Origin of the sequence: Micromonospora sp. WMMD1128, assembly GCF_027497235.1 — a bacterium.
Lineage (GTDB): Bacteria > Actinomycetota > Actinomycetes > Mycobacteriales > Micromonosporaceae > Micromonospora.
Genome location: NZ_CP114902.1, coordinates 3,843,837 through 3,865,000 on the forward strand (window position 1 = coordinate 3,843,837; position 21,164 = coordinate 3,865,000).

The window sequence follows — 21,164 nt, forward strand, 5'->3', positions numbered from 1 at the left end:
CGGCACACGCCGCGCGGCCCCTTCGTCGTCGGTTCCCGATCAGCGGGGCAGCGGCGCCTCGGGCCGGCGCAGCTCGGCGAAGCCGGTTTCCCGGGCCCGGGCGGCGGCGAGCAGCCCGGCCACGCAGGAGGCGTTGGTGATCTCACCGGCCAGGACCATCCGGACCGCCTCGTCCAGGTCGACCCGGACGACCTGGAGGTCGGCTTCCTCCTCGTGCCGGTCGTGCCGCTGCCCGGCCGGCACGTCGGCGAGGTCGCGGGCCAGGAAGACCCGGACCACCTCGTCGGTGAAGCCGGGCGAGCTGTGCAGGTCGACGAGCACGTCGACGCGGCCCGCGGTCAGATCGGCCTCCTCGGCCAACTCCCGCGCCGCCGCGGCGGCCAGGTCCTCCCCGCGCACGTCCATCAGCCCGGCCGGCAACTCCCACAGGTGCCGGCCGACCGGGTGCCGGTACTGCCGGATCAGCACCACCTGACCGGCGTCGTCGAGCGCCACCACGGCCACCGCGCCGACGTGCCGCACGTAGTCGCGGGCCGCGGTGCCGCCGCCGGGCATGGTCACGTCGTCGCTGACCACGGAGAAGATCCGGCCGGACCAGACGTCGCGGCGCGCGGTCACCTCGTACCGGTGCGCCACGCCGCTCACTTCGCGGTCGCCTTCGCCGCGCGGCCGGGCTTGCTCGCGGCGGCCTCCGCCGCGCCGTCCAGGTCCACCGGGAGCTGGTCGGCCTCGGAGTACGCGACCGCGGCGGCCACGAACGCCGCGAACAGCGGGTGCGGGCGGGTCGGGCGGCTCTTCAGCTCCGGGTGCGCCTGGGTGGCCACGAAGAACGGGTGCAGGTTGCGGTCCAGCTCGACGAACTCGACGAGCCGGCCGTCCGGCGAGGTGCCGGAGACGATCAGGCCGGCCTTGGTGAGCTGGTCGCGGTAGGCGTTGTTCACCTCGTACCGGTGCCGGTGCCGCTCGCTGACCTCGGTGCTGCCGTACGCCTGCGCGACGATCGAGCCTTCGGCCAGCGTGGCCGGGTACGCGCCGAGCCGCATGGTGCCGCCCAGGTCGCCGCGCCCGGCCACGATGTCCTCCTGGTCGGCCATGGTGGCGATGACCGGGTGCACGGCCTCCTCGTCGAACTCCAGCGAGTTGGCCCCGTCGAGGCCGGCCAGGTCGCGGGCCACCTCGATGGTCATGCACTGGAGGCCGAGGCAGAGTCCGAGCAGCGGGATGCCGTTCTCCCGGGCGTACCGGGCGGTGCCCACCTTGCCCTCGATGCCGCGCACCCCGAACCCGCCGGGGATCACGATGCCGTCGACGCCGGCCAGGGCGGCGGCCGCGCCGGCCGGGGTGACGCAGTCGTCGCTCGGCACCCACCGCAGCTGCACCCGCGCCCGGTGGCCGAACCCGGCCGCCCGGATCGCCTCGCTCACCGACAGGTAGGCGTCGGGCAGGTCGACGTACTTGCCGACCAGGGCGACGGTGACGGTGTGGCGCGGCTGGTGCACCCGCTCCAGCAGGTCGTCCCAGCTGGTCCAGTCGACGTCGCGGAAGGACAGGCCGAGCCGGCGCACCACGTACGCGTCCAGGCCCTCGCGGTGCAGCACCTTCGGGATGTCGTAGATGCTCGGCGCGTCCGGGGCGGCGGTGACCGCCTCCCGGTCGACGTCGCAGTAGAGCGACAGCTTCTCCTTGACCTTGTCCGGGATCTCCCGGTCGCAGCGCAGCACCAGCGCGTCGGGCTGGATGCCGATGCTGCGCAGCTGCGCCACCGAGTGCTGGGTCGGTTTGGTCTTCAGCTCGCCGGAGGGCGCCAGGTAGGGCACCAGCGACACGTGCAGGTAGAAGCAGTTGTCCCGGCCCAGGTCGTGGCGGATCTGGCGGATCGACTCCAGGAACGGCAGCGACTCGATGTCGCCGACGGTGCCACCGACCTCGGTGATCACCACGTCGGGCACCTGGCCGTCGGCGTCGGGGTCGGCCATGCCGAGGATCCGGGCCTTGATCTCGTTGGTGATGTGCGGGATGACCTGGACGGTGTCCCCCAGGTATTCGCCGCGCCGCTCCTTGGCGATCACCGCCGAGTAGATCTGCCCGGTGGTGACGTTGGCCTTGCCGGAGAGGTCACGGTCGAGGAACCGCTCGTAGTGGCCGACGTCGAGGTCGGTCTCGGCCCCGTCCTCGGTGATGAAGACCTCACCGTGCTGGAACGGGTTCATCGTGCCGGGATCGACGTTCAGGTAGGGGTCGAGCTTCTGCATCACCACGCGCAGCCCGCGCGCGCTCAGCAGGTTGCCGAGGCTGGAGGCGGTGAGGCCCTTGCCCAGCGAGGAGGCGACCCCCCCGGTGACGAAAATGTGCCTGGTCGTCCGTGCTGAAGGGGCCAAGGCCTGCTCCCGTGTCGTCCGTAGCGGTCGTGCGAACCGCCGTGCCGATCAGCCAAGTGATCACGCGATCCACGGGACTCCACGGTAACACCTTTCGGACCGTGAGCCGGCGTCGCACCCGCTGTCGGCGCACGTGGGGCCCCCTCCGCCCGCGCCGCGGGGCCGCCGGACGGGTCCGCGCCACCGGGACCGGAGCCGTCCGGCGGCGCGGCGCCTCCCTCTCCCCCGGGCGGTCCGCTGTCGGGGAGGGTGCGGTCGGTGGAGTGGTCGAGCACCCGCAGCGCGGCCAGGGCCGCCATCGGCACCACGAGCGCGCCCGCCGCCCCGGCCACGTCCAGCGCCGAACCGCCCAGCACGCCGCCCAGCCCGGCGGCGACCCCGGTGCCGGCCATCGCCGCCCGGATCGCCGGGTAGATGCCGAACAGCCGCAACAGCCCACCCCACGGCTGGAGCAGGGCCAGCCAGACCAGCGCGGCCCCGGCCACGGCCAGCACGGTGAGCGGGCTGTTCACGAACGTCTCGAAGTTGGCGGTGCTGGACCGGTGCACGGTGAGCCCGCCGGTGCCGTCGCCGAGCGCGGCCAGGAACCGGCCGAGGCTTCCCCGCTCGGCCGCCGGCCGACCCAGGTCCACCAGGGCGAAGCCGATGGTGACCGCCAGCCCGGCCATGGTGGCCCAGGCGAGCCGGCTGACGGTCAACCAGCCGCCGGTGCAGATCGCCGCCGCCACGCTCACGCCGGCGGTGAGCGCGATCGCGCCGATCGAGTCGGCACCCAGGTACGGGCTGCCCACGATCACCACGGCGGTGCCGCCCACCGTCACCATGACGGTCGGCCGCCAGCCCCGGCGTACCCGCTGGGCCAGCCAGCCGCCGGTCAGCAGCGAGCCGGCGATGAACACGCCCAGCCCCACGGTGCCCAGGCCGGCGTACCGCCCGCCCTCGAGCGCGGAGTAACCGACCACGCCGTTGAGTTGCAGCCGGGAACCGGTGAGCACGTCCACGCCGACCACCAGGGTGGCCAGCCCGGCGACCGCGCCGAGCGGCCCGAGCGTGCGGTCGTGCCCGGGGGCGAACCGGACCGCGGCCGTGCCACCGACGACGAGCAGGACGGTCACCGAGGCGAACCACCAGCCGGCGTGCTGCCCGCGCCACCAGGGCACGGCGTCGGCGAGCAGCGCCGCCGGCACGGCCAGCGCGGCGGCGACCAGCAGCAGCTCCACCACCGCCACCACCCGCCGGGACACCGGCGCGGGCCCGTGCGGTCCGGCGAGCCGGCGGGCCCGGCGCAGCAGCGGCAGCACCGCCACCGCGAGCGCCATCTGGGCGGCGGCCAGCAGCGTGAAGAACCAGCCGGCGACGGTGCGTTGGGCGGCGGCCTCCCGATCGGCGTCGGCCGGCGCGCCGATCGCGGTCCGCAGGTCGTCCGGCCGGTCGTCGACGGTCACCGCGGGCCGGCCGAGGAAGAGCCGCTCCGGCATCGGTCGGCCGAGCGCGGCGAGCGCGGTCGGCGCCAGGTCGACAAGTTGCAGGTAGCCGGCCCGGGCGGTGCTCGGCGAGGTCAGCCAACCACCGTCCCAGCCGGGGCCGTCCGCGACCGCGACGTGCAGGCGCGCCGGCGAGTCGGTGTCGGAGACACCGGCGACGAGCACCAGCGAGTGCGGCGGCCGGGCGGCCAGCACCCGGGCGAGCCGGGCGTCGGCCTGGCGCGCCTGCGCGGCCCGCACGGCCGGGTCGTCGTCGTCGACGGTGCCCACGTCGACGATGCTCAGCACGCAGGAGCCGAGCAGCGCCGCGGGGTCGTCGGGCAGCGCCGCCTCGTACCTGTCGACCCGGCCGAACGGGCGGGCGGCGGCCACCGCGGCGCCCGGGCCGACCGCCACCGAGCAGCGCACCGACTCGGCCAGCGCACCGGGCGTGGCGCCCCAGGCCAGCTTGTTCTGGTTGTGCGCGACGACGGCCGGCTGGTCGGGCAGGTTGGCGCCGATCCCGTCGGGTCGCTCGACGGTCACCGGGCCCGCCGGGCAGCCACCGCCGGGGCGGGTGCCGTGCCAGGCGGCGAAGTTCCCGGCGCCGAGGGTCAACCAGCCGTCGACCGGGCAGGTCGGGCGGTGCGCGGAGCGCACCGAGAGGGAACCGATCGCGCCCCGCTCGGCCATCCGCCACAACGTCGGGGTGTTCTCCGGGTCCACGTCGTCCCACCGCAGGCCGGCGGCGCCGACCAGGACCACGTAGTCGGCGCTGCGCTGGGCGTCGCCGTCGTCCGGGCGGGCGGCCAGCGCGGTGATGCCCAGCGCCACCACGACCAGGGTCAGCAGCACCGGAGCCAATCTGCGCAGCATCAGCGGTTCCCCGCTGAGTGCTGCGGCGTCAGCTCGGCGTACAGGTCGGCGAGGGCGGCCACGGTGTCCGCCTCGGTGGGCCAGCTCGCGGCCCGCTCCGCGCCCCGGCGGCCCAGCTCGGCGCGGCGGGCGTCGTCGTCGAGCAGCCCGCGCACCGCCGCGTCCACGGCGTCCACGTCGCCCGCCGGGACCAGCACCGCGGCGTCGCCGACCAGCTCCGGCAGGCCGCCGACCGCGGTCGCGACCAGGGGTACGCCGGCGCGCAGCGCCTCCTGCGCGAAGAGCTGGCGGGCCTCCCAGTCGCTGGTGACCACCGCCAGGTCCGCGCCGGCCAGCAGGTCCGCCACGTCGGTACGGTGCCCGAGCAGGGTCACCGGCGCGCGGGCGGCCGAGATCCGCGCGGCGAGCGGCAGGTAGGCGGGCCCGCTGCCGGCGATCACCACCACCGGCGCGGGTGTCCGGGTACGCCAGCGGGCGGCGGCGTCGATCAGCACGTCGTACCGCTTCTGCGGGTGCAGCCGGCCCACCGACAGGATCAGCGGGCGGTCGCCGGTGACGTCGAACTCGGCCCGCACCGCGGCGCGTCGGCGACGCGGCGCGGGCAGCGTCGGCGCGGCGACCGGCGCCGGCCGGGCGTCGGCGGCACCAAGCGCGGCGGCCCGCTCGACCAGGTCGGCGGAGGCGCCCAGGGCGACCCGGGCGGACCGGGCGACGACGCGTTCGACGAGCCGGGACAGCGTGCCGCGCAGCCCGCCGGCGAGGACGGCGTTGTGCCAGGTGACCACCAGCGGGACGGTCGGGCGGGCGAGCGCGGCGACCAGGCCGGCGCGCAGCCCGTGCGCGTGCACCACGTCGACGGGTGTCTCCGCCAGCGCCCGGCGCAGCGCGGTGACCGCGCGGGCGTCGGCGGGGGTGGGGTTGGCGGGGATCTCCACCGGCGTGAACCGGGCGCCGGCCCCGGTGAAGTCGAACTGGTCCTGGACCGCGGTCGGACCGCACACCAGCACGGACCCACCGGCCTCGGTGAGCCCGCGGGCGACGGAGCGGACGTGCTGACCCACTCCGCCGGTGCTGGAGGCGAGCACCAGGGCGACCGAACCGGGCCAGCGCGGTGCCGGCGAGGCGTCCGTCATGAGGAAACGATCTCCTTTCCGTCGCCCCGCTCGCCGGGGTGCTGGTCCGCCGGTGGGCCGTCGGCGCCGGCGGCCGGTCGCCGGCGCCGCAGCCGGCGGGCCACGGCCGCGAGCAGCGGCCGGAGGTCGCGGGCGTCGGTCAGCCAGGCGACGGCGAGGAACAGGACACCGACCACGACCCCGGACAGCATGCCCTGTACGAGGGCCTGGATCGTCGTCGGGGTCCCGTCGGTCAGCCCGCCGAGAACCCGGGCGGTGGCCGCTCCCCCCGCTGCGGCGACCGCGGCGGCCAGCAGCCCGGCCGCACCGGCCCGACCGACCCCGGCGAGCGCCTCCCGTCCGGCGGCCCGCCGGACGGCGGCGACCAGCAGCGCGCCGAGCAGCAGCATGCCTGCGGAGGTCGCGAGCGCCACCGCGAGCACCCGGTCGGCAAGCGGCAGCACCTGGCCGAACAGCACCGCGAGGGCGGGCACGCTGAGCCAGCCCAACGCGGTCGCGACGCTTGCCGAGCGGGTGTCGCCACGCGCGTAGAGCGCCCGGGTCAGGATCGCGAACAGGCCGTAGCCGAGCAGACCGGGCGCGAACCCGGCGATCCCGGCCGCGGCGGTGCCCGCGTCGACCGGGTCGGGGAAGAAGAAATGCCCGAGCGGGATCGCGGCACCGGCCAGCGCGGCGGCGCCGAGCAGGCTGAACAGCACCAGCTGACGCACCGCCGGGGCCAGGGTGTCGCGGAAGGCGCGCTCGTCGCCGGTCGCCCGCGCCGCCACGAGCGTCGGGTACGCGGCGATCGCGAGCGGCACCGCCAGCACCGACCAGGGCAGGAAGTAGACCGTCTGGGCCAGGTTGTAGACGCCGACGTCGGCGGTCCGGCCGTAGGTGACCTGGTTGAGCGCGACGACCAGGGCGATCTGCTGGGCGGCCACGGTGACCACGCCGGCGACCACCAGCCCACCGACGCGCGCCCGCGCGTCGGCCGGGAACCGGTAGCCCGGCCGGGGCCGCAGTCGCAGCCGGCGCAGCGGGATCAGCAGCGACAGCGAGAGCACCACCACGCCGAGCGTGGTGCCGCCGGAGAGCAGCAGCTCGCCGCCGCGACCGGCCTCGTCGATGGTGGCCAGCCGCCCCTGCACCGCGGTGAAGCCGAGGTAGACCGCGATGACGGTGACGCTCGACAGCAGCGGCGCGAGCACCGGCCACGCGAACCGCCGGTGCGCCTGGAGGACGCCGGTGAGCACGATCCCCACGCCGTAGAGCGGCAACTGCGGGGCGAACACCCGCAGCATCCGCGCCCCGGACGCCTGCCGGACCTCGCCGAGACCGTGCCCGAGCAGGCCCATCAGCGGGTCGGCGAACACCGCCACCAGCACCGCCAGCGGGATCAGCAGGCTCAGCGTCCAGGTCAGCAGCGCGCCGGTGGTGGCGGCCACCGCCCGCCGGTCACCCGCCTCGACGGCCCCGGCCAGCAGCGGTACGACGAGACTCGCGAGCGCCCCACCGGCGACGATCTCGAAGATGAAGTTCGGGACGTAGTTCGCCACCAGGTAGGCGCCGCCGAGGTCGGTGGTGGACAGCGTCCAGGTGAACACGGCGGTGCGACCGAAGCCGGCGAGGCGGCTGACCACGGTGAGGACGGCGATGAGGGCGGCCGCCCCGGCGACGCGGCCGGCGGCGGCGAGGGGTGCCGGTTTCGTCACGTCAATCGGCGAGCCGGCCCAGCTCGTCGAGGTGCCGCAGTCCGGGGGTGCGCTGGATGACCTGGGTGAAGCTGACCTTCTCGCTGGCCGCGGTGAGCGCGGCGAGCACGGCCAGCGTACCGGCCCGCCCGAGCGGCCCGGTACGCGCCGCGAGGCCCACCCCGAGCAGCGCGCCGAGCGCGTTGGCGCCGCTGTCGCCGAGCATCACCCGCTCGTCCAGGTCGTCGCCGACGAGCCCGGCCGCCGCGCCGACCGCGCCCGCCGCGATGCCCCCGTACGGGCCGGTGGACAGCGGCGCGCCGAGCAGCAGGCCGGACTTCAGTGCCCGACCGGGCCGCAGGTCCAGCAGGTTGACCAGGTTGGCGGTGCCGGCCACCACCCCGGCGCCGAGCAGCACGTCGAGCCCACGGCCGAACGCGCCGGCACGCTGCCGGCGCGGGTGCGCGGCGACCCGGGCGTCGGCGGCGAGCAGCGCCGCGGCCCCCAGCCCGGCCGCGCCCACCCCGGCGATCTTGACCAGGCCGGCGGTGACCCGACCCTCGCGGAGCGCGGCGAGGTGCCCGGCGAAGCCCTTGGCGGCCTTCTGTTCCGGGCGCGCGCCGACCACGTCGTCGTAGAGCCCGACCGCGCCCGCGCCGACGCCGGCCAGCAGCGCGGCGGCGCCGGCCGGGGCGCTGCCGGCGCCGAGCGCCCCGGCGGTCGCGGCGCCCACGGCCAGCGCGGGGCCGGCGGCCAGGGTCACGGTGCGGCCCCGGTAGTTGGTGCGCTCCAACGCCGGCGCGCTGGGCGACTCGCGTACCTCCCGCAGCACGTAGCGGGCGGTCAGCACGCCCGCGCCCACGGCCAGCAGCCGACCCAGTCTCACGCGACCCCTCCTGATCCGGACTCTCGACGCGACGCGGCACGGACCTTCCGGCCCGGCGCGGTCACTGGGGCAGTTTAGGCAGCAGTGAGGCGGCGTTGTCGCCCACGCCGTACTGGCCGGCCTTCTTCCCGCTGAGCTGCTCGGCGAGGGCGAGGCTGGTGACGAGCTGCCCCTGCACGGTGTTGGCGTTGTCGACGGTGGAGATGGTCTGCGACAGCACCGGGTCGCCGCGGACCACGGCCACCAGGTTGCCGCCGCTGGAGCCCATGCCGGCGACCACGAGCGCGCCCGCCCGGTCGAACTGCTCGGCGATCTTCACCACCGACTCGTCCTTCTTCGCCGAGTCCTTGTCCACGTACGGCTGACCGGTGACGAGCACCACCGCCTCGGCGGCGCCGGAGATCTTGTCCTCCGGGGTGAGATAGCCGGCGGTGGCGTACTGCTGGAGCACGCTGCGCCGGTCGGCCTCGCTGACCGGCGCGCTGCCGGCGGGCCGGTCCACCAGGACGGCCGCCAGCAACGCGCTGGAGGTCTCCACGCCGTGCCCGTTGCCGGGCAGGTTGGAGGCCGGGGCGCTGTTCGGGCGCGCGGCGGTGACCGCCAGCTCCAGCAGGTTGTTGTTGCTGTCCGGGTTGATGAACTTGTCCTGCACGTCGATGCGGCCGGTGACGTCGGCCCCGGCGGTCCGGAGCATCTTCAGCACGCCCTCGGCCTGGTCCCGGCCGTTGGGCAGAGTGAGCACCAGCACCCGCCGGTCGGTCAGCTTGCCCGGCAGGACGACCTGCGCCATCTGGGCGGCGAAGTCCTCCTCGCTCTCCAGTTGTTTCTGCATGTCGTTGACCGACTGGCGCATCAGGGAGTTGTCCTTGCGCAGGCCGTTGACGTTTTCCCGGAGCGCGTCGGCGACCGGGCCGTTGAGGGCGGCCGTGCCGACCACCAGGCCGATCGCCAGCGCGAGGAAGACCGCGGTCAGGGACACCACGTGGTAGCGGAAGTTGATCACGCTTGCAGCCTCTTGATCGTCGGGGAGCTAGAAGAGCTGGCCGAGTTGGAACACGAAATTGTCCCACCATTCGGAGACCACGCCCAAATACGCCTTGCCGACGGTGGAGACCGCCACCGCGGAGGCCATCGCGGCCACCGCCGAGAGGACCAGCAGCAGCACCGAGGAGCCGGAGATGCTCTGCCGGTAGAGGCGGCTGACGCCCTTGGCGTCGACAAGCTTGCCGCCCACCTTCAACCGGGTGAGAAACGTCGACGCCATGCCGCCCCGGCCCTTGTCGAGGAACTCCACCAGGGTGGCGTGGGTGCCGACGGCCACCAGCAACGAGGCGCCCTTCTCGTCGGCCAGCAGCATGGCCAGGTCCTCGCTGGTGGCCGCCGCCGGGAAGGTGATCGCGGGCACGCCCAGGCCGTTGACCCGGGCCAGGCCCGGGGCCCGCCCGTCCGGGTAGGCGTGCACGATCACCTCCGCGCCGCAGCGCAGCACGTCGTCGGTGACCGAGTCCATGTCCCCGATGATCATGTCGGGGGTGTAGCCGGCCTCCACCAGCGCGTCGGCCCCGCCGTCGACGCCGATCAGCACTGGCTTGAACTCCCGGATGTACGGGCGCAGCACGTCCAGGTCGGCCTTGTAGTCGTAGCCGCGGACCACGATCAGGCAGTGCCGGCCCCGCATCTGGGTCTGGATGTCCGGCACGCCGACGCCGTCGAGCAGCAGGTCGCGTTCCTGCCGGAGGTAGTCCATCGTGTTGGCGGCGAACGCCTCCAACTGCACCGAGAGGCCCTCCCGGGCATCGGCCATCGACTTGGCCACCGTCTCGGCGTCCTGCAACGCGCCGTGCGCCACCGGCTCCGTGCCGGCGAAGACCGTGTTGCCCTCGATGCGCACCAGGTCACCCTCGCGGACCTGCTCGAAGACGCCTTCGCCGAGATCGTCCAGCAGCGGGATGCCGGCCGCGACCAGCACCTCGGGACCCAGGTTGGGATAGCGCCCGGACACCGACGGCTTGGCGTTGAGCACCGCGGCCACACCCACCGCGACGAGCGAGTCGGCCGCCACCCGGTCCAGGTCCACGTGGTCGATGACCGCGATGTCACCCGGACGCAGGCGGCCCACCAGCCGTTTCGTCCGGCGGTCGAGGCGCGCGGTGCCGAGGATCGAGCCCGGTTCCGCGTTGCGGGTCCGGCGCAGTGTGGGTAGACGCATCGTGACCATCCTGGCATGTGTGGCAGGTTCTGCTGTCGCGACATGCCTGAGCAGGGCCGCCTACCCAGGGAAGCACACCGGAGCGCGCCCCGGTGTGCTTGCGCTCACAATCGGGGCATCACGGGCGTCTTTCCTTGGCCGCCACGGCCAAGAGCTCCTCAGCATGGGCGATACCCAGATCGGAGTCCGGCAAACCGGCGAGCATCCGGGCCAGCTCCCGGGACCGCTCGGTGTCCTCCACCACCCGCACCCCGCTCGTGGTCACCGCGCCCCCGGTGTCCTTCGCCACCACCAGGTGCCGGTCCGCGAACGCGGCGACCTGCGGCAGGTGGGTGACCACGAGCACCTGGTGGCTGCGGGCCAGCCGGGCCAACCGCCGGCCGATCTCCACCGCGGCCTGGCCGCCGACGCCGGCGTCGACCTCGTCGAACACGAGCGTGGGCGGACCGCCGGACCCGGCGAAGACCACCTCGATCGCGAGCATCACCCGGGACAGCTCACCGCCGGACGCGCCCCGCTGCAACGGCAACGCGGGCGCGCCCGGATGGGCCAGCAGACGCAGCTCGACCTCGTCGGCGCCGTCCGCGCCCACCCCGACCTCGACCCCGTTGACCGGCAGGCTCGGCTCGGCCCGCCCGGCCGCCCGGGGCAGCACCGCCACCTCGATCCGGGCGTGCGGCATGGCCAGCCCGGCCAACTCGACGGTGACCTGCTCGGCGAAGCGGACGGCGGCCTCCTGCCGGGAGGTGGACACCCGGCCGGCCAGGTCGGCGACCTCACCGGCGAGCCGGGCCGCCTCGCGGTCCAACTCGTCCAGCAACTCGTCGGAGTTGTCCAGATCGGACAGCCGGGTGCGGGCCCGCTCGGCCCACGCCACCACGCCGTCCACGTCGTCGGCGTACTTGCGGGTGAGCGCGCGCAGCGCGGCCCGCCGCTCGTAGATCGTCTGGAGGCGGGCCGGGTCGGCGTCCAGCGCGGTCAGATAGGTGGACAGCTCGGCGGCCACATCGGTGACGAGCGTGGCGGCCTCCTCCAGCCGCGCCGCCAGGTCGGCGAGCGCCGGATCGGTGCCGGCCTGCGCCTCGAGCGTGCGCCGGGCGGTGCCGAGCAACACGGTCGCGTCGGGCGTGTCGTCGGTCGCCTCCACGCCGCCGGCCACGCACTGCTGCGCCACCTGGGCCGCGGTGCGCAGCCCCTCGGCGTGCTCCAGCCGCTGCGCCTCCGCCTTCAGCTCGTCGTCCTCCCCCGGCTGCGGGTCGACCCGGGTGATCTCGTCGAGGCCGAGCCGCAGCAGGTCGGCCTCCTGGTTGCGCTCGCGGGCGTTGCGCCGCCGGTCGGCCAGGTCGTCCACCACCGTCCGCCACCGCCCGTACGTCTCGCGCAGCGCGTCGAGCAGCTTCTCGTGCTCCGGGCCGGCGAACCGGTCGAGCGCGCCCCGCTGCTCGGCCGGCCGCAACAGGCGCAACTGGTCGGACTGGCCGTGCACGGCAAGCACCTGCTCGCCGACCTCGCCGAGCGTCGCCACCGGCATGCCGCGCCCGCCCAGGTGCGCCCGGGACCGACCCTCGACCGTGACGGTGCGGCTGAGCAGCAGCGAACCGTCCTCGTCGGGCTCGCCACCGGCGTCGATGATGCGGGCGTGCACCGCTTCGGCCACCCGGCCGCGCAGCCGCAGCCGCCCCTCCACCACCGCCCGGCCCGGCTGGGCCCGCACCCGGCCGGCGTCGGCCCGGCCGCCGAAGAGCAGGCCGAGGCCGGTCACCACCATGGTCTTGCCGGCGCCGGTCTCGCCGGTGATGACATTCATCCCCCCGGCCAGCGGCAGCGTGGTGTCCTCGATGACGCCCAGTCCGGTGATGCGCAGCTCTTCCAGCACAGCACCCGACAGTAGCCCCGCCGGGTGACAGTTGACCAGCCGGCACGGTGCGGGTGCGGGCGGGGTGCCGGATGGTGTGTCCGGCACCCCGACCGTCGCGAGCCCGACCACCCCCTGATCGGGCCGCGACCGCCGGGCCGCGCACCCGGGGGAGCGGTGGGCCTCACCACCGCTCCCCCGGGCTCACCTCAGCACGGCCCGCGTGGCCCCACCGTATCGCGCGCGCCGGCCGAGCCGGACGGTCCTGATCGGCCGGTCAGCGGCGGCTGCCGCGCCAGCCCTGCACGGGTAGGTCGAACTTGGCCACCAGCCGGTCGGTGAACGGGCGCGCCCGCAGCCGGACGATCCGCACCGGCAACGCGCCCCGGCGCACCGTGACCCGGGCGCCCGGCGGCAGGTCGTAGACCCGCCGGCCGTCGCAGCACAGCACCGCGAGCGTGGTGAACGGGTCGACGGTGATGACGAACGTGGAGGTCGGCGCCGTGACCAGCGGCCGGCTGAACAGCGCGTGCGCGCTGATCGGCACCAGCAACAGCGCCTCCACCTCCGGCCAGACCACCGGCCCCCCGCCGGAGAAGGCGTACGCGGTGGAGCCCGTCGGGGTCGCGCAGACCACCCCGTCGCAGCCGTACCGGGACAGCGGCCGGCCATCCACGTCGACGAGCAGCTCCAGCATCTGGGCGCGTTCGCCCTTCTCCACACTGATCTCGTTGAGCGCCCACGACTCGATGGTCGGCCCGCCGTCGAACTCGGCGGTCACGTCGAGGGTGAGGCGTTCGTCCACGGTGTAGTTGCGCCCGATCACGTCGCGCACCGCGGTGTCCAGGTCGTTGATCTCCGCCTCGGCCAGGAAGCCGACCTTGCCCAGGTTGATACCGAGCAGCGGCGCCTTGGCCGGGCGGGCCAGCTCGGCGGCGCGCAGGAACGTGCCGTCCCCGCCGAGCGCGAAGACGATCTCGGCGCCCTCGGCCGCCTCCGGGCCGGTCACCGGCACCACGCCGGGCAGGTCGAGGTCGTCGGCCTCCTCGGCCACCACCCGCACCTCGAAGCCGTTCGAGATCAGGTCGGCGGCCACCGCCCGGGCGTGCTCGGTGCTGCGTCGACGACCGGTGTGCGTCACCAGCAGCGCGGTGCGACTCACCCGGACACCTCCTCGGTCGTGGCCGCCGTCGCGGCGGCACCCTGCGGACCCGCGGCCACCACCGCGCGTACCCGGTCGGGCTCGGCGGCCGGCGCACCCCGGCGCAACCATACGAAGAACTCGACGTTGCCGCTCGGCCCCGGCAACGGGCTGGCCGCCACGTCGGCCAGGCCGAGGCCGAGGCCCGCGGCGGCGGCGGCCACGTCGAGCACCGCCTCGGCGCGCAGCGCCGGGTCGCGCACCACACCACCGGCGCCGACCCGCTCCTTGCCCACCTCGAACTGCGGCTTGACCATCAGCGCCAGGTCGCCGTCGGCTGCGGTGCAGCCGGCCAGCGCGGGCAGCACCAGGCGCAGCGAGATGAACGACAGGTCGGCCACCGTCAGGTCGACCGGGCCGCCGATCGCCTCCGGCGTGAGGGTACGCACATTGGTGCGCTCGAAGACCCGGACCCGTCCGTCGTTGCGCAGCGGCCAGGCGAGCTGCCCGTACCCGACGTCGACGGCCACCACCTCGGCCGCGCCGGCGCGCAGCAGCACGTCGGTGAAACCGCCGGTGGAGGCGCCCGCGTCCAGGCACCTCCGGTCGGTCACGGCCAGCCCGCCCGGCCCGAACGCGGCGAGCGCGCCGGCCAGCTTGTGGCCGCCCCGGGAGACGTAGTCGGTGGTCGGGTCGGCGCCGGTCACCAGCAGCGGGTCGGCCGGGTCGACCATGGCCGCCGGTTTGCCGGCGACCACTCCGCGCACCCGGACGCGACCGTCGGCCACCAGCGCGGCGGCCTGCTCCCGGGAGCGGGCCAGGCCCCGCCGGACGAGTTCGGCGTCCAGCCGGATACGACGAGCCATCAGTGTGTCCGTTCTCCGCCTCTGCTCACGCCTGGTCGATGGTGGCGAGGGTCTCGCGCAGCGTCTCGTACGCCGCCTCGTACTGGGCGATCTGGTCGGCCGGGGCGAGCGCCTCGGCGTTGGCCATGCCCCGCACCGCGGCGTCCACCGCCGGATGTCGCGCCTCGCCGACCTCCTCGACCGGCGCGGAGCGTACCCCCGGGGGTGGCCCGGGACGCGGCCCCGGCGGCGGCCCGGGCCGGTAGGGCGCGCTCACGAGCCGGCCGTCCGGGGACCGGCGGCCTTCCGCGCCGCCCGGGGCGCGGCCGGTGTCCCGCCGGCCGGCGTGCGCGCCACCGTCGCCGGGGGCTTGCGCGCGACCGTCTTCTTGGCCACCGCCTTCTTCGCCACCGCCTTCGACGGCGACGCCTTCGACGGCGACGCGGCGTCCGACGGCGACGCGGCGTCCGGACCGGCGGCGGACGACGTGGTCGGCCCGGCGACGGACGGCCCGGTGGTCGGCTCGGTGGTCGGCTCGGGCCCGGAGGCGGGCGTCGCCGACTCGGGGATCGCCCGCGCCTCGCGCAGTTGCCGCTCCAGGTCGTGCACCCGACGGGTCAGCTCGGCGACCTCGTCCGCGGTGGCCAGGCCGACCGCGCCCAACGCCCGGTCGACCTCGAAGCGGACCAACTTGGTCAACGCCTCCCGGTTGGCCAGGCCGGTGGCGACCAGCTCCTCGGCGAGCGACTGGAGCGCGACGGCGGTGGCGCCACTCTGACCGACGGCACGCTTCACCACGCCCTGCGCCTTCTTCCGGGGCGCCTCCGTCAGGCCCATGGCCAGCTCGAGGTAGGCGCGCCACGCGTCCTGCATGCCTGAGTCCTTCCGCGGGGCGAGGTGTGCAGGTGCCACGCTACCGGGCGCCTGGGACACACCGTTGCGGTACGGTGCCCGCAACGGTGTGGCTCGTGGTGAGGAGACGATGTGGCCAGCGTGGACGACTGCCGGCAGGCGTTGCAGGACCTGGTCGACCGGCTGGACCGGCACGTCGAGGCGCAGGGGCGCATCGACCTCGACCGCACCCTGGCCTGCCGGATCACCGACCTGGACACCGCCTTCCACGGACGGCTCGAAGGCGGCCGGCTGGTCGGCCTGACCGACGGCGACGACCCCAAGGCCAAGATCGCGCTGAGCGCCGGCAGCGACGACCTGGTCGCCCTGGTGCACGGCAAGCTCGACATCATGTCCGCGGTGGCCGCCCGACGGGTCTCCGTCAAGGCGAACCCGTTCGACCTGATGAAGCTCCGCAAACTGCTCTGAGGCGTCCGCTCAGCCGTCGAGGCCGAGCGCGGTGAGCGCCTCCGCCGCCGCCGGGGACCCGGCCCGCACCCGCGGGCCGGCCGGCGTCGACCAGGCCACCGCGCAGAGCGCCGCGAGCGCGTCCAGCGTCCGTCCCGCGCCGTCGAGCACCAGCTCACCGCCGGCCTCCGTCACCGACCAGCCGCCGGTCTCCGCACCGCCCGGCACCGCCACCACGGCCTCCGGATCGAACAGCCCGGTCAAATCGATTGAGACGTACGCCGGCCGGCGCGGCTCGGGCGCGGCCAGCAACTCGGCCGCGTCGCTGACACCGGTGAGCACCAGCAGGCTGTCCAACCCGGCCCGGCGGGCACCCTCGATGTCGGTGTCCAACCGGTCACCCACGACCAATGCGCGCCCGGCGCCGGCGCGACGGGCGGCGGTGGCGAACAGCGCCGGCTCCGGCTTGCCCACCACCACGTCGGGGTCCCGGTCGAGCGCGGTACGCAGCACCGCCACCAACGAGCCGTTGCCCGGCAGCGGCCCACGCGGGCTCGGCAGCGTACGGTCGGTGTTCGTGGCGTACCAGGGCGCGCCGGCCCGCACCGCCAGCGACGCCTCGGCCAGGTCGGCCCAACCGACCTGCGGCCCGTAGCCCTGGGCCACCGCGGCGGGCTCCTCCTCAGCCGTCGACACCGGCCGCAGGCCCACCGCGCGCAACTCCGCCCGCAACGCCTCCGCGCCGACCACGAGCACCGGCGCGCCGGCCGGCAGCCGGTCGGCGAGCAGCTCGGCGGTGGCGCCCGCCGAGGTGAGCACCTCCGCCGGCTCGGCCGGCACGCCCATGCCGGTGAGCAGGTCGGCCACCTCGCTGGAGCGGCGGGAGGCGTTGTTCGTGGCGTACGCGACCGCCCGTCCCTCGTCGCGCAGCCGGCCGACCGCCTCGACCGCACCGGGAATGGGCCGGTCGATCAGGTAGATGACCCCGTCCAGGTCGAAAACGACCAGAGTGTACGCGTCGACAAGCCGCCCACCTGCCCGGTCGCGATCGGATCGGGCCGAGATCATGTCCGAGCCGGTTTCCCCGGCCTGCCCGGTCACCGGCGACCCGCCGCCTCGTCCCCGTCGGCTCCGTTGTCACGGGCCTGGTTGTCACGGGCCTGGGTGTCGTCAGCCTTTGCGTCGCCGGCGTCAGCGGGCGCCGGTCGGTCCCGCGTCGGGTCGGTCGATGCGGCGGTGATGGCGAGCGAGCCGGCCCCGGTGTCGGTCAACTCGTCGTCGCCGAGTTCTCCGGCGTCGCGGTCCCGGTACCCGGCCTGGGCCGCGTCACCGGCGCCCCCGACGGCACCCGCCGTGTCAGCGCGGTCGGCAGCGCCCGCCGTGTCAGCGCGGTCGGCGCCCTGCGGGAGGTCACCATCACGATCCGAGTCCTCGTCGTCGAGGTCGTCGTCCTCATCGTCGCCGTCGAGGTCGCCGTCCTCATCGTCGTCGAGGTCGCCGTCGGTGTCGGTGTCGCCTTCGGCCGAGGAGTGCGGGCCGTCCACCTCAGCGTCCGGCTCATCGTCCTCGTCGTCGCCCTCGATGACCACACCGTCGAGCTCCAGCAGCCGTTCGGCCGCGTCGGTCTCGCCCTCGGAGTCGATGTCGGCGGCCCGAGAGAACCACTCCCGCGCCTCCTCGCGCCGGCCCACCGCGAGCAGCCCGTCCGCGTACGCGTAGCGCAGCCTCGCCGCCCACGGCTCGGACGACTCGGCGGTCAGCTCGCGCACCTGGAGCATCGCCACGGCCGCGTCCTTCTGCCCGAGGTCGCCCCGCGCGCCGGCGGCCACGATCAGCAACTCGATGGCGACAGCCTGGTCGAGCTTCTCCCGGTCCGCGCCGCGGAACAAGTCGATCGCCCGTTCCGGCCGGCCCAGGGCCCGCTCGCAGTCGGCCAGGACTGCCAGGTGGATCTGCAGGCCGGTCATCCGGTGGAAAGTCCGGAGTTCGGCGATGGCCGTCTGCCACTCCCCCGCGTGGTACGCGGCCAACCCGACCGCTTCCCGTACCGCAGCGATCCGGGAGGCGAGCCGGCGGGCCGCCATGGCGTGCGCCAGCGCCAGCGCGGGATCGTCGTCGATCAGCAGACCGGTCGCGACGAGGTGTCGGGCGACGGTATCCGCCACCGGCTTCGCGAGCGAGAGCAACTCGGCCCGGACGGGCGAGTCGAGGTCGCTCGCGACCACCTCGTCCGGCAGTTCCGGCGCCTCGCCGGTACGCCCCTCGCCGCGCTCGTCCCGACGCTCACGCTGCGGACCATAACTGCCCGAGCGGTGCTCGTCCCGATCCGGCCGGTCGCCGTAACCACGGCGTTCCCCGCCCCGCTCGGCACGCCCACCCCGGTAGCCACCCTCGCGGTCATCCCGACGGAAACCACCCTCGCGACGGTCACCACCGGCGTAGCCCTCGCGACGGTCACCACCACGCGAGCCCGCGCCACGGTCGCCGCCGGAGCGGTTGTCCCGGCCGTAGCCACCCTCACGACGATCGCCGCCACGGAAACCACCGTCGCGGTCGCCACCACGGAACCCGCCCTGACGGTCGCCACCACGGAACCCGCCCTCGCGCCGGTCAGCACCAGGGGCGCCACCGGGCCGGCTGTAGCCACCCTCGCGACGGTCACCGCCGGGCTGGTTGTCCCGGCGGTAACCGCCCTCAGGGCGCTCACCGCCACGGAAGCCGCCTTCACGGCGCTCACCACCACGGAAGCCACCCTCACGGCGCTCACCACCACGGAAACCGCCCTCACGGCGCTCACCACCACGGAATCCACCGTCGCGCCGGTCACCGCCAGGCGCGCCACCCGAGCGACTGTCCCGGCTGTAACCACCGTCGCGACGCTCACCACCACGGAAACCGCCTTCACGGCGCTCTCCACCGCGGAAGCCGCCCTCACGGTCGCCACCACGGAAACCTTCACGACGGTCGCCGCCACGGAAACCGCCCTCGCGCCGGTCACCGCCAGGCGCGCCACCGGAGCGACTGTCCCGGCTGTAACCGCCCTCACGGTCACCACCACGGAAGCCACCCTCACGACGGTCGCCGCCACGGAAACCACCCTCGCGACGGTCACCACCGGAGCGGTTGTCCCGGCTGTAGCCACCCTCACGACGATCGCCGCCACGGAAACCACCGTCGCGGTCACCACCACGGAAGCCACCCTCGCGACGGTCACCACCGGAGCGGTTGTCCCGGCCGTAACCACCCTCACGACGGTCACCACCACGGAAGCCACCATCGCGGTCACCGCCGGGGCGGCTGTCCCGGCCGTAGCCACCCTCACGACGATCGCCGCCACGGAAACCACCGTCGCGGTCGCCACCACGGAAACCGCCCTCACGGCGGTCACCACCGGAGCGGTTCTCCCGCCCGTAACCACCCTCACGACGATCGCCGCCACGGAAACCACCGTCGCGGTCGCCACCACGGAAACCGCCCTCACGGCGGTCACCACCGGAGCGGTTGTCCCGGCCGTAACCACCCTCACGACGGTCACCACCGGAGCGGTTCTCCCGGCTGTAGCCACCCTCACGACGATCGCCGCCACGGAAGCCGCCCTCGCGGTCGCCACCACGGAAACCACCCTCGCGCCGGTCACCGCCCGGCGCACCACCGGAGCGACCGTCCCGGCCGTAGCCACCCTCACGCCGGTCGCCGCCTCGCCCGCCACCGGCGCGGTCGTCACGGCCGCCCCGGTACGAGGGCCGATCGTCGCGGCGGGCGTCGCCGCGCCCCTGCCCACGATCGGCGCGATCCTCGTAGCGACGGGGGCGGTCCCCGCCCTGCGGTCCAGAGCTCACAGGTGCATCCTTCCTGATGGCGTTTCCGCCAGAACGCTAACGCAGTCGAGGGCCGACCCTGGTAGGGGCGGCCCTCGACTGAAAATTTGTCCGGCGGTGTCCTACTCTCCCACACCCTCCCGAGTGCAGTACCATCGGCGCTGGAGGGCTTAGCTTCCGGGTTCGGAATGTTGCCGGGCGTTTCCCCTCCGCCATGACCGCCGTAACTCTATGAACATGTCAACCAACCCCTGGCGGGTGGTGTTTGTTCAGAGTTGCACAGTGGACGCGTAGCAGCTTGGTAGTCAAGTCCTCGGCCTATTAGTACCGGTCAACTGAACCCGTTACCGGGCTTACATTTCCGGCCTATCAACCCAGTCGTCTAGCTGGGGGCCTTACCCCACAAAGTGGGTGGGATACCTCATCTTGAAGCGAGCTTCCCGCTTAGATGCTTTCAGCGGTTATCCCTTCCGAACGTAGCTAACCAGCCGTGCCCCTGGCGGGACAACTGGCACACCAGAGGTTCGTCCGTCCCGGTCCTCTCGTACTAGGGACAGCCCTTCTCAAGTATCCTACGCGCACGGCGGATAGGGACCGAACTGTCTCACGACGTTCTAAACCCAGCTCGCGTACCGCTTTAATGGGCGAACAGCCCAACCCTTGGGACCTGCTACAGCCCCAGGATGCGACGAGCCGACATCGAGGTGCCAAACCATCCCGTCGATATGGACTCTTGGGGAAGATCAGCCTGTTATCCCCGGGGTACCTTTTATCCGTTGAGCGACACCGCTTCCACATGCCAGTGCCGGATCACTAGTCCCGACTTTCGTCCCTGCTCGACCTGTCAGTCTCACAGTCAAGCTCCCTTGTGCACTTGCACTCAACACCTGATTGCCAACCAGGCTGAGGGAACCTTTGGGCGCCTCCGTTACCCTTTAGGAGGCAACCGCCCCAGTTAAACTACCCACCAGACACTGTCCCTGAACCGGATAACGGTCCGAAGTTAGATACCCAAATCAACCAGAGTGGTATTTCAAGATTGCCTCCACCTATACTGGCGTATAGACTTCACCGGCTCCCACCTATCCTACACAAGCTAATTCAGATACCAATGTCAAGCTATAGTAAAGGTCCCGGGGTCTTTCCGTCCTGCCGCGCGTAACGAGCATCTTTACTCGTAATGCAATTTCGCCGGGCCTGTGGTTGAGACAGTGGGGAAGTCGTTACGCCATTCGTGCAGGTCGGAACTTACCCGACAAGGAATTTCGCTACCTTAGGATGGTTATAGTTACCACCGCCGTTTACTGGCGCTTAAGTTCTCCGCTTCGCCCCGAAGAGCTAACAGGTCCCCTTAACGTTCCAGCACCGGGCAGGCGTCAGTCCATATACATCGAATTACTTCTTCGCATGGACCTGTGTTTTTAGTAAACAGTCGCTTCCCCCTGCTCTCTGCGGCCATACAACGCTCCACCCGCGCGGGGCTTCACGTCTCCGGCCCCCCTTCTCCCTAAGTTACGGGGGCAATTTGCCGAGTTCCTTAACCACAGTTCGCCCGATCGCCTCGGTATTCTCTACCTGACCACCTGTG

At 73.7% G+C, this 21,164-nt stretch carries 16 protein-coding genes, 2 rRNA genes and 1 pseudogene (1 of these 19 only partly in view); 1 reads left to right on the plus strand and 18 read right to left on the minus strand.

Annotated features, from left to right (window positions below; translation table 11 throughout):
• Nucleotides 1-39 precede the first annotated feature (39 nt).
• From O7602_RS17100 to O7602_RS17160, 13 genes are all read right to left on the minus strand, one after another.
• Nucleotides 40-645, minus strand: coding sequence for an NUDIX hydrolase (locus O7602_RS17100; protein ID WP_281583641.1), 606 nt, complete (start codon nucleotides 643-645; stop codon nucleotides 40-42).
• On the minus strand, nucleotides 642-2,378 hold the full coding sequence (locus O7602_RS17105) for a CTP synthase (RefSeq protein WP_281583642.1): 1,737 nt from the start codon (nucleotides 2,376-2,378) through the stop codon (nucleotides 642-644). The genes O7602_RS17100 and O7602_RS17105 overlap by 4 nt, the downstream gene beginning before the upstream one ends.
• Nucleotides 2,276-4,717, minus strand: a complete 2,442-nt coding sequence (locus O7602_RS17110; protein ID WP_281583643.1) for a hypothetical protein — start codon at nucleotides 4,715-4,717, stop codon at nucleotides 2,276-2,278. The genes O7602_RS17105 and O7602_RS17110 overlap by 103 nt, the downstream gene beginning before the upstream one ends.
• Nucleotides 4,717-5,850 carry a glycosyltransferase family 4 protein gene (locus O7602_RS17115; protein WP_281583644.1) on the minus strand — a complete coding sequence of 378 codons (1,134 nt, stop codon included), beginning with the start codon at nucleotides 5,848-5,850 and terminating at the stop codon, nucleotides 4,717-4,719. The genes O7602_RS17110 and O7602_RS17115 overlap by 1 nt, the downstream gene beginning before the upstream one ends.
• Nucleotides 5,847-7,544, minus strand: a complete 1,698-nt coding sequence (locus O7602_RS17120) for a lipid II flippase MurJ (RefSeq protein WP_281583645.1) — start codon at nucleotides 7,542-7,544, stop codon at nucleotides 5,847-5,849. The genes O7602_RS17115 and O7602_RS17120 overlap by 4 nt, the downstream gene beginning before the upstream one ends.
• Before the next feature lies 1 nt (nucleotide 7,545).
• Nucleotides 7,546-8,409, minus strand: a complete 864-nt coding sequence (locus O7602_RS17125; protein WP_281583646.1) for a hypothetical protein — start codon at nucleotides 8,407-8,409, stop codon at nucleotides 7,546-7,548.
• Between the two features lie 61 nt (nucleotides 8,410-8,470).
• Nucleotides 8,471-9,412 carry a copper transporter gene (locus O7602_RS17130; RefSeq protein WP_281583647.1) on the minus strand — a complete coding sequence of 314 codons (942 nt, stop codon included), beginning with the start codon at nucleotides 9,410-9,412 and terminating at the stop codon, nucleotides 8,471-8,473.
• 27 nt (nucleotides 9,413-9,439) lie between these two features.
• Nucleotides 9,440-10,618, minus strand: a complete 1,179-nt coding sequence (gene steA, locus O7602_RS17135; RefSeq protein ID WP_281583648.1) for a putative cytokinetic ring protein SteA — start codon at nucleotides 10,616-10,618, stop codon at nucleotides 9,440-9,442.
• A gap of 118 nt (nucleotides 10,619-10,736) precedes the next feature.
• Nucleotides 10,737-12,494, minus strand: coding sequence for a DNA repair protein RecN (recN, locus tag O7602_RS17140; protein WP_281583649.1), 1,758 nt, complete (start codon nucleotides 12,492-12,494; stop codon nucleotides 10,737-10,739).
• 256 nt (nucleotides 12,495-12,750) lie between these two features.
• The gene (locus tag O7602_RS17145; protein ID WP_281583650.1) at nucleotides 12,751-13,635 is read right to left on the minus strand and encodes an NAD kinase; all 885 of its coding nucleotides are present in this window, start codon (nucleotides 13,633-13,635) and stop codon (nucleotides 12,751-12,753) included.
• Nucleotides 13,632-14,480, minus strand: coding sequence for a TlyA family RNA methyltransferase (locus O7602_RS17150; protein WP_281583651.1), 849 nt, complete (start codon nucleotides 14,478-14,480; stop codon nucleotides 13,632-13,634). The genes O7602_RS17145 and O7602_RS17150 overlap by 4 nt, the downstream gene beginning before the upstream one ends.
• Nucleotides 14,481-14,505: 25 nt before the next feature.
• On the minus strand, nucleotides 14,506-14,736 hold the full coding sequence (locus O7602_RS17155) for a hypothetical protein (protein ID WP_281583652.1): 231 nt from the start codon (nucleotides 14,734-14,736) through the stop codon (nucleotides 14,506-14,508).
• Nucleotides 14,733-15,332, minus strand: coding sequence for a hypothetical protein (locus tag O7602_RS17160; protein WP_281583653.1), 600 nt, complete (start codon nucleotides 15,330-15,332; stop codon nucleotides 14,733-14,735). Before O7602_RS17160 ends, O7602_RS17155 begins: the two co-directional genes overlap by 4 nt.
• A 111-nt stretch (nucleotides 15,333-15,443) precedes the next feature.
• On the opposite strand from O7602_RS17160, the gene O7602_RS17165 reads away from it, so the two are divergent.
• On the plus strand, nucleotides 15,444-15,779 hold the full coding sequence (locus O7602_RS17165; protein WP_281583654.1) for an SCP2 sterol-binding domain-containing protein: 336 nt from the start codon (nucleotides 15,444-15,446) through the stop codon (nucleotides 15,777-15,779).
• Nucleotides 15,780-15,788: 9 nt separating this feature from the next.
• Here O7602_RS17165 and O7602_RS17170 read toward each other — a convergent pair whose 3' ends face one another.
• The 5 genes and pseudogenes from O7602_RS17170 to O7602_RS17190 all read right to left on the minus strand — a co-directional run.
• Complete coding sequence (locus tag O7602_RS17170) at nucleotides 15,789-16,826, minus strand: HAD-IIA family hydrolase (RefSeq protein ID WP_281590356.1); 1,038 nt, start codon at nucleotides 16,824-16,826, stop codon at nucleotides 15,789-15,791.
• A gap of 368 nt (nucleotides 16,827-17,194) precedes the next feature.
• Nucleotides 17,195-17,923: pseudogene (locus tag O7602_RS17175) on the minus strand (Replicase polyprotein 1ab); the annotation flags it as partial.
• The gene (locus tag O7602_RS17180; protein ID WP_281583655.1) at nucleotides 17,878-19,482 is read right to left on the minus strand and encodes a hypothetical protein; all 1,605 of its coding nucleotides are present in this window, start codon (nucleotides 19,480-19,482) and stop codon (nucleotides 17,878-17,880) included. The gene O7602_RS17180 and the pseudogene O7602_RS17175, both read right to left, overlap by 46 nt.
• Before the next feature lie 203 nt (nucleotides 19,483-19,685).
• A 5S ribosomal RNA gene (gene rrf, locus O7602_RS17185) occupies nucleotides 19,686-19,802 on the minus strand.
• Between the two features lie 75 nt (nucleotides 19,803-19,877).
• A 23S ribosomal RNA gene (locus O7602_RS17190) occupies nucleotides 19,878-21,164 on the minus strand; it runs 1,823 nt beyond the window's last position.

What these genes read in the sequence shown, in the direction of transcription:
- O7602_RS17110 (WP_281583643.1), bottom strand. Translation starts at nt 4,717, where the DNA reads ATGCTGCGCAGATTGGCTCCGGTGCTGCTGACCCTGGTCGTGGTGGCG.
- O7602_RS17115 (WP_281583644.1), bottom strand. Translation starts at nt 5,850, where the DNA reads ATGACGGACGCCTCGCCGGCACCGCGCTGGCCCGGTTCGGTCGCCCTG.
- steA (WP_281583648.1), bottom strand. Translation starts at nt 10,618, where the DNA reads ATGCGTCTACCCACACTGCGCCGGACCCGCAACGCGGAACCGGGCTCG.
- O7602_RS17150 (WP_281583651.1), bottom strand. Translation starts at nt 14,480, where the DNA reads ATGGCTCGTCGTATCCGGCTGGACGCCGAACTCGTCCGGCGGGGCCTG.
- O7602_RS17160 (WP_281583653.1), bottom strand. Translation starts at nt 15,332, where the DNA reads ATGCAGGACGCGTGGCGCGCCTACCTCGAGCTGGCCATGGGCCTGACG.
- O7602_RS17170 (WP_281590356.1), bottom strand. Translation starts at nt 16,826, where the DNA reads ATGATCTCGGCCCGATCCGATCGCGACCGGGCAGGTGGGCGGCTTGTC.